This is a genomic window from Vibrio sp. 10N.286.49.C3 (assembly GCF_041469545.1).
GTDB lineage: Bacteria > Pseudomonadota > Gammaproteobacteria > Enterobacterales > Vibrionaceae > Vibrio > Vibrio tasmaniensis_A.
Genome location: NZ_JBFRKT010000005.1, coordinates 1 through 6,006, shown reverse-complemented (window position 1 = coordinate 6,006; position 6,006 = coordinate 1). Strand labels below are relative to the sequence as shown.

Sequence of the window (6,006 nt, the reverse complement as noted above, 5' to 3'; positions counted from 1 at the left end):
GGATAAATACTTAAGCGTTAACTGTTTTTGAGGAAGTATGGGCATTATTGATTGGAATTTAGTTTTGACATCTTTAGCTACAATTGCAGCAATATGCAGTGCATTCGCTGCGTTGAAGTCTTATAAGATATCTGAAAGCTTAAGTAGGACTTGTAATATTTTTATCACTTCTGGACTTGATGAGATAACGGTCACGGCGACTTCAGAAAGTGAACGAGTTTTCGTTCTAGACATATCGATCTTAGTTAAGGAACGTTTTTTCAAACGTTCGAACTATTCATGTACTTTGCTGAAAAACGTTCATGTTCATCATGAAAAAGGAAAAAGTGGTGACAGGCTATTCCATACTTTATTTGAAAGAGGTTTGGTTGCGGGTGAATCGTACCGTTTTCCTATATCTGAATTGTTTAAAATTGCTCAAAACAACATAATTTGTGTAGAAGGTTCAAAAGAGCGTAGTCTTGACGTATCAACGTTAGTTATTGGTTCCAAGTCAGAACTACACTTCAATATAAATGGGCAAAATATCAAGCGGGACTTAACTCTCACGAATGAAATAATCAATAGAATCAATGGACCAACTAGAGAAAAAGACTTTGTCCTGAAGCCTAAAAACAGTTAACAAAGCGTTTAAGACGGATTCCCAACGCTCGGCATTCTGAGTCTTAGTCAGCTTTAGTGTTTATGGTGCAATGGTTTAGGTTAGGTGGTAGCGTTGCTCACCACTTAACGCGGCGTTAGTTTTCTATTTGAGTTATGAGTGTATGGAACGTAGAGATTTTGAATTTGTATTAGATTTGGTTAACTCGTTTTTTGGGCAGAAACATATCCAAAAACGTTTTCAAGTTATTGAAGATAAGCCAATAACTGGGTGGGAAATTTGGTTTCAAGTTGAGTTTTCAGTATTTTTGGAAGATCAGCTTGAGCACTCGTTAGCATTCTGGGATCGAGAGTTTCAATACTCAATTGATCGTAGGAGAGCACGCCATCGTGAGTATATGGCAATTGATTTCGTTTTCAGGAAAAAACGAGCAGCTTTAGAGCAGTATATTGCTTTAGAAGTTAAGCAAAATACCAGTGTAAAGTCGTGCATTCGTGGAATGATGGAAGACACTTGTAAAGTTGCATTAGTAAAATCGTCACATGATGACTTAAGAAGTATGTGGACCCTTGGTATTCACCCGGTGATTGAAACGTCGGAGTTAAACGAGGTTATTGATGAATATGCAGACTATTTTGAGGTGACACTCAATAAAAACTGTATCGAATCGCAACCTATTAAAGGGACAGACTTTTCGTATACGTTGTTCTAGAAAACTAACAAACAATTTAAGAGTGATTCCCCACGCTTGGCATTTTTGGTTTGGGTTGAGTTTAGTGTTTACGGTGTCCAAGTTGAGTGTCGTGGTAGCGTGGTTCACACCTTAATTGGGCGTTAGCACTCAAGGAGTAAAAATTGGAAAACGTATTCATCTTTGGTTCTAGTATTCTTAGTGTAATTAGTCTTGCGATTGTTGGCTGGTTTACGAAGAGTTATTTTCCTAGCTATATGAAAGAAAAAGGAAAAAATACTGCCACAAAAGAAGATATTGAAGATATTACTAAAATTGTAGAGTGGGTTAAGCAACGTAGCGCTGCTGAACTTGAAGAGCTGAAGTCAGCACTAAACGAGCAAGACAAACTTCTCGAAAAAAGAAGAGAGGTGTATGAGGACATTGTTGAGTCTTTACGTCTTTTTATTACTGGTCACCCTGCAACCGATGAGCAAAAGTTTCATTTTTACTCTGCGTGTTCTAAGGCTTGGCTATGGGCACCCGACCCAGTGTTACTAGCGTTGAATGAGTTCTTAGATATCCAAGTTCAATTGGCTCAAAGGGATGGTAGTGTAGATCAGCAGACAGCTAAAGCTAAATATGAAAAGGTAGTATTAGAAATGCGTAAAGATGTTGGTTTTTCAACAACTACGGAAAGAAAATACAGATTCGTCACGTTCAATTGAGCAGAGTGCTAACAAACAATTTAAGAGTGATTCAGCACGTTTGGCATTTTTGGTTTGGATTGAGTTTTGTGTTTACGATGGTCAAATTAAGTGTCGTGGTCGCGTGCTTCACACCTTAATTGGGCGTTAGCTGGAGTAAAAGTTTCAAGGGTTTAAATCTATTTATTCCCGCACTAGCTACACATACGAAAGAATGGTGCTAATCACTATCTCGCCAGTGGCACTGTTTGTATCTCTGGTGAATCAAACTGATTCGTTTACTGAAGTGGTTTGTTCGTTTAGTTCTTTGACGCGGTTTCTTGGATGTTGTGAGGCTAGATAAATTCTCATACTCATGAGCACATTTCATTAACTGCTTCGAAAGCATCCTTTTCAAATTCAGCCGACCTTTTGGGATTGAAGTTTTACTATTACCTCTTCTTTGCCAAGCACTTTTTTGGGTTGTGTTTGAGTTTCTAACGTAAGGCTTGGTTTTTGTGCTCGCTGGGCGTAAAGTCAAAGCAATCAACATCTTGGTATGCCACGTATCATTGTGCAATCAGCTAACAAGGCGCTAAAGACGGACTAACAAATGCTTGGCATTTTTAGCTTGGTTTAGTCGTGTGTTTAAGGTGTTTTAATTGAGTGAAGTGGTAGGTTTGTTAGCCACTTAGCTAATCGTTAAGCGGGTAAGGAGAAATAGTTAACATGCCATATGTAATTAATAACTGGGCTGATATATCAGACTTTTTTCAAGATTCAATATTGTTGGGTAATGGTGCCTCAATAGGTGTGAATAGAAGCTTTTCTTATTCATCGCTACGAGAGCATGCTATTGAAAATGGGTTGCTTACGTTACATGTTCAACGGTTGTTTGATTACTTTGAAACTGATGATTTTGAATTGATCTTACGGTTAGTTTGGCAAGCAAATCGAGTAAATTTAGCGTTAGAAATTCCCGACCCAACAACGAGACATGCTTATGAGCATGTTCGAACATGCCTAATCCATGCAGTTAGAAGTATTCATCCTGAATACTACGAAGTTGAAGATCAATTTACTAACATTGCGGGTTTCTTAAGCTCCTTTAAAACGGTTTTATCGCTCAATTACGATTTGACTCTTTATTGGGTTATTATGCATGCAAATAGGGGGGGCAATAATCACACCTTCAAAGATTGTATTTTGCATGGAGAGTTTGATGAAGATTGGCAACGTTTCCGTGTGTCGATTAGTCAGTGGGATAGACGTAATACACTAGTGTTTTACCCTCACGGTAGTTTGGTTTTAGCTCGTAATGTACTTGAAGAAGAAGTAAAGCTTGAAGCAGGTGCTGGTCGAGATTTATTGCGCTCGATTTTGCGTCAATGGGAAACTGGTAACTATATCCCATTGTTTGTGAGTGAAGGAACATCAACCCAAAAGGTAAAAGCTATACACAACAGTCATTATTTGAATACTGTCTATCGTGAAGTTTTGCCTAGAGTCGGACAAAGCTTAGTTATTTATGGTTGGGGCTTTGGTGAGCATGATGTTCATATACTAAATCGAATTGCTGAAGCAAATGTGTCAAGAGTTGCAATTTCGGTATTTGGAGGTGACCAAGCGTACTGTACTCGTGTTCATCAAATGATTGTTGATTACTTAGGTCGTGGTATCGATGTTGTATTCTTTGACTGTTTAAGCCCGGGAGCGTGGAATCAACCCGCTTAACAAACAATTTAAGAGTGATTCACCACGCTTGGCATTTTTGGTTTGGGTTTAGTTTAGTGGTTACGGTGTTCAAGTTGAGTTGTGTGGTAGCGTGGTTCACACCTTAATTGGGCGTTATGCAAAAGAGGATTTGGTTATGATCGAAGACCCAAAACCAAGCAATTGGAAAAACTTGCAGATTGGAGTTTGCACAATCCTCAATGAAGTAGGTATTAGTGCTGAACTTGAGCAAAAAATCAAAACGCCTCGGGGAAGTGTGGAAATTGATGTCTATGGAGTTGACCGAAATAGCGTAGAGCAAATAAAGTACATTATAGAGTGCAAAAATTGGGGCAAGCCTGTAGCTCAGCATGTAGTTCACTCATTCACGACAGTTCTACAGGAAACTGGTGGTCATATTGGAATTTTAGTTTCTAAGGAGGGGTTTCAAGAAGGTGCGCTTAGCTATATAAAAAATACAAATATAGTTGCCTTTACTTACGCTGAGTTTCAACAAAGGTATTTTAAGCTTTGGTATAAAAAATATTTTTGCCCAAAAATATTTGAAGCCATTGATACATTTTTCCAGTACATCGAACCAATTAACTCTAGACGCTCTCGGCATGTTGAGCAGCTTTCAAAAGCTCAACGAGAAGAATATGATGCACTGTGTTCTCAATACGAGATGTTTGGGATGGTTATGGCGATGCTAAGTAGTGATAAGTTTGCTCACGACTCGGAACCTAGTAGCGTATTTGACATTGAAGAGTTCAAGCGAAAAACTGCGACGTTTGGTGAAGAGTTTCAATATCAATCAAATTATTATCGAGATTTGATCGATGAAATCTCTCTGCATAGCCAAAGCATTTCTAAAAAATTCCACTCTGTCTTTGATGGTGACATTTTTGCATAACAAGCAATTTAAGAGGGATTCACAACGCTTGGCACTTTTGCTTCTACTTCAAATTTAGTGTTTATGGCACAATGCTTTAGGTAAGGTGTCAGCGTTGTTCACACCTTAATTTGGCGTTATATTCATCCGGAAAACTGGAGATAAATAATGAACATACAACTAGAAAAACCAGTCTTCTATTGTAATAAATTTGCTTTGAGGTTTGAGTTAGGCTCTGATGACGTCGACATATGGTTGGATGATGACCGAAAAAATTATAATGAAGAGTATTTTGAAATTGCGATGAGCAGAGCACTTAGCATCTATGACGCAGCATTTAAACCTTCGGATAAGATCAAAATCTGTTATCAAATTTTCTCCGATGGACGGAAGAAAATTAGAAAAAGTGACTACGTCTTTAAACTGTTCGAGCCTCTGTGTGGTAAAGCTTTAGAGTTTTCGGAACATCGAGATATCTATACCGAAGATCTAGAGTACAAAAAACATTGCTGGAAAAGAGTTACCATCTCCGGTGTGTCAGTATCAGAGTTAAATATAAAACCGATCATTCAGGCTTGTATTGACTATGACTTTGGTGATCGTGGATCAACCCTAGCAGGGCAACTGTTTATAATTAATTGTGACAAAGAACTGATGTTCCACCTCTATGATGACCGTGGTCTAGATGTTGCCGCAAGCAGTAAATGGGCTCTAGAAGACCTGTATCGAACGAAAAACCAGTTGTTACTCGATTACGATAAGCACTATATGGATAGTTTGTTGAAATGAATATAACAAGCAATTTAAGCAGACTGTCAACGCTTGGCATTTTCAACTCGGTTTAGCTTCAGTGATTAAGGTGTTAAATTTGAGCGTATTAGTAGCGTTTCCAGCTACTTAATTGGGCGTTAGGCTACAAGCATTCGCTATAAAACGGAGATGGAAATGGAAAACCTGAACACTGTAGAAATAAAGTCTTTTGTTCCCGCTAAAGACTTTGAATGCTCTAAGCGCTTTTATCAGATTATTGGCTTTGATATGGCATCTGAGTTTGAAGGTATCGCATATTTTAAATCTGGTTCTTGCTCTTTCTTGCTCCAAGATTTCTATGAACCGGTTCACAGCAACAATTTCATGATGCACCTTTTAGTCGAAGATGCCCAAAGTTGGTATGAACATATCCTAAAGCTGAATTTAGACAAAGAGTTTGGTGTAAAGGTCACGGAACTTGTTGAGCAGCCGTGGGGAATGTTTGAGTTTTGTGTAACAGATCCTAGTGGTGTGTTGTGGCGCATTGCCGAGAATAAGTAGCCTAACAAGCAATTCAAGCAGACTGTCAACGCTTGGCATTTTCAATTCGGTTTATTTTTGTGATTTTGGTGGTAGATTTGGGTGTATTGGTAGCGTTGTCAGCTACTTAATTGGGCGTTATATGAAAAGATAG

Annotated in this window: 7 protein-coding genes; all 7 read left to right on the top strand. The window is 38.5% G+C overall.

Going from position 1 to position 6,006, the window contains the following annotated elements; translation table 11 throughout:
* Window positions 1-37: 37 nt before the first annotated feature.
* The 7 genes from AB4180_RS02335 (at window position 38) to AB4180_RS02305 (ending at window position 5,873) form a co-directional block, all read left to right on the top strand.
* Window positions 38-622 (top strand): hypothetical protein, encoded by a 585-nt coding sequence (locus AB4180_RS02335; protein WP_102250272.1) that lies wholly within the window; start codon window positions 38-40, stop codon window positions 620-622.
* Between the two features lie 142 nt (window positions 623-764).
* Window positions 765-1,313: a hypothetical protein gene (locus AB4180_RS02330; protein WP_102250271.1), complete on the top strand. Its 549-nt coding sequence runs from the start codon at window positions 765-767 to the stop codon at window positions 1,311-1,313.
* Between the two features lie 143 nt (window positions 1,314-1,456).
* Window positions 1,457-1,999, top strand: a complete 543-nt coding sequence (locus AB4180_RS02325; protein WP_009846792.1) for a hypothetical protein — start codon at window positions 1,457-1,459, stop codon at window positions 1,997-1,999.
* Between the two features lie 687 nt (window positions 2,000-2,686).
* A complete protein-coding gene (locus AB4180_RS02320; protein ID WP_102250269.1) occupies window positions 2,687-3,691 on the top strand; it encodes a DUF4917 family protein in 1,005 nt (334 codons plus the stop codon).
* 136 nt (window positions 3,692-3,827) lie between these two features.
* Window positions 3,828-4,583 carry a restriction endonuclease gene (locus AB4180_RS02315; RefSeq protein WP_102250267.1) on the top strand — a complete coding sequence of 252 codons (756 nt, stop codon included), beginning with the start codon at window positions 3,828-3,830 and terminating at the stop codon, window positions 4,581-4,583.
* Window positions 4,584-4,730: 147 nt separating this feature from the next.
* Window positions 4,731-5,351, top strand: a complete 621-nt coding sequence (locus AB4180_RS02310) for a DUF3885 domain-containing protein (RefSeq protein WP_241909282.1) — start codon at window positions 4,731-4,733, stop codon at window positions 5,349-5,351.
* Window positions 5,352-5,507: 156 nt separating this feature from the next.
* Complete coding sequence (locus tag AB4180_RS02305) at window positions 5,508-5,873, top strand: VOC family protein (RefSeq protein WP_102250265.1); 366 nt, start codon at window positions 5,508-5,510, stop codon at window positions 5,871-5,873.
* Window positions 5,874-6,006: the final 133 nt, after the last annotated feature.

Coding starts and splice junctions, on each gene's coding strand:
- AB4180_RS02335 (WP_102250272.1), top strand. CDS start 38: ATGGGCATTATTGATTGGAATTTAGTTTTGACATCTTTAGCTACAATT.
- AB4180_RS02330 (WP_102250271.1), top strand. CDS start 765: ATGGAACGTAGAGATTTTGAATTTGTATTAGATTTGGTTAACTCGTTT.
- AB4180_RS02320 (WP_102250269.1), top strand. CDS start 2,687: ATGCCATATGTAATTAATAACTGGGCTGATATATCAGACTTTTTTCAA.
- AB4180_RS02315 (WP_102250267.1), top strand. CDS start 3,828: ATGATCGAAGACCCAAAACCAAGCAATTGGAAAAACTTGCAGATTGGA.
- AB4180_RS02310 (WP_241909282.1), top strand. CDS start 4,731: ATGAACATACAACTAGAAAAACCAGTCTTCTATTGTAATAAATTTGCT.
- AB4180_RS02305 (WP_102250265.1), top strand. CDS start 5,508: ATGGAAAACCTGAACACTGTAGAAATAAAGTCTTTTGTTCCCGCTAAA.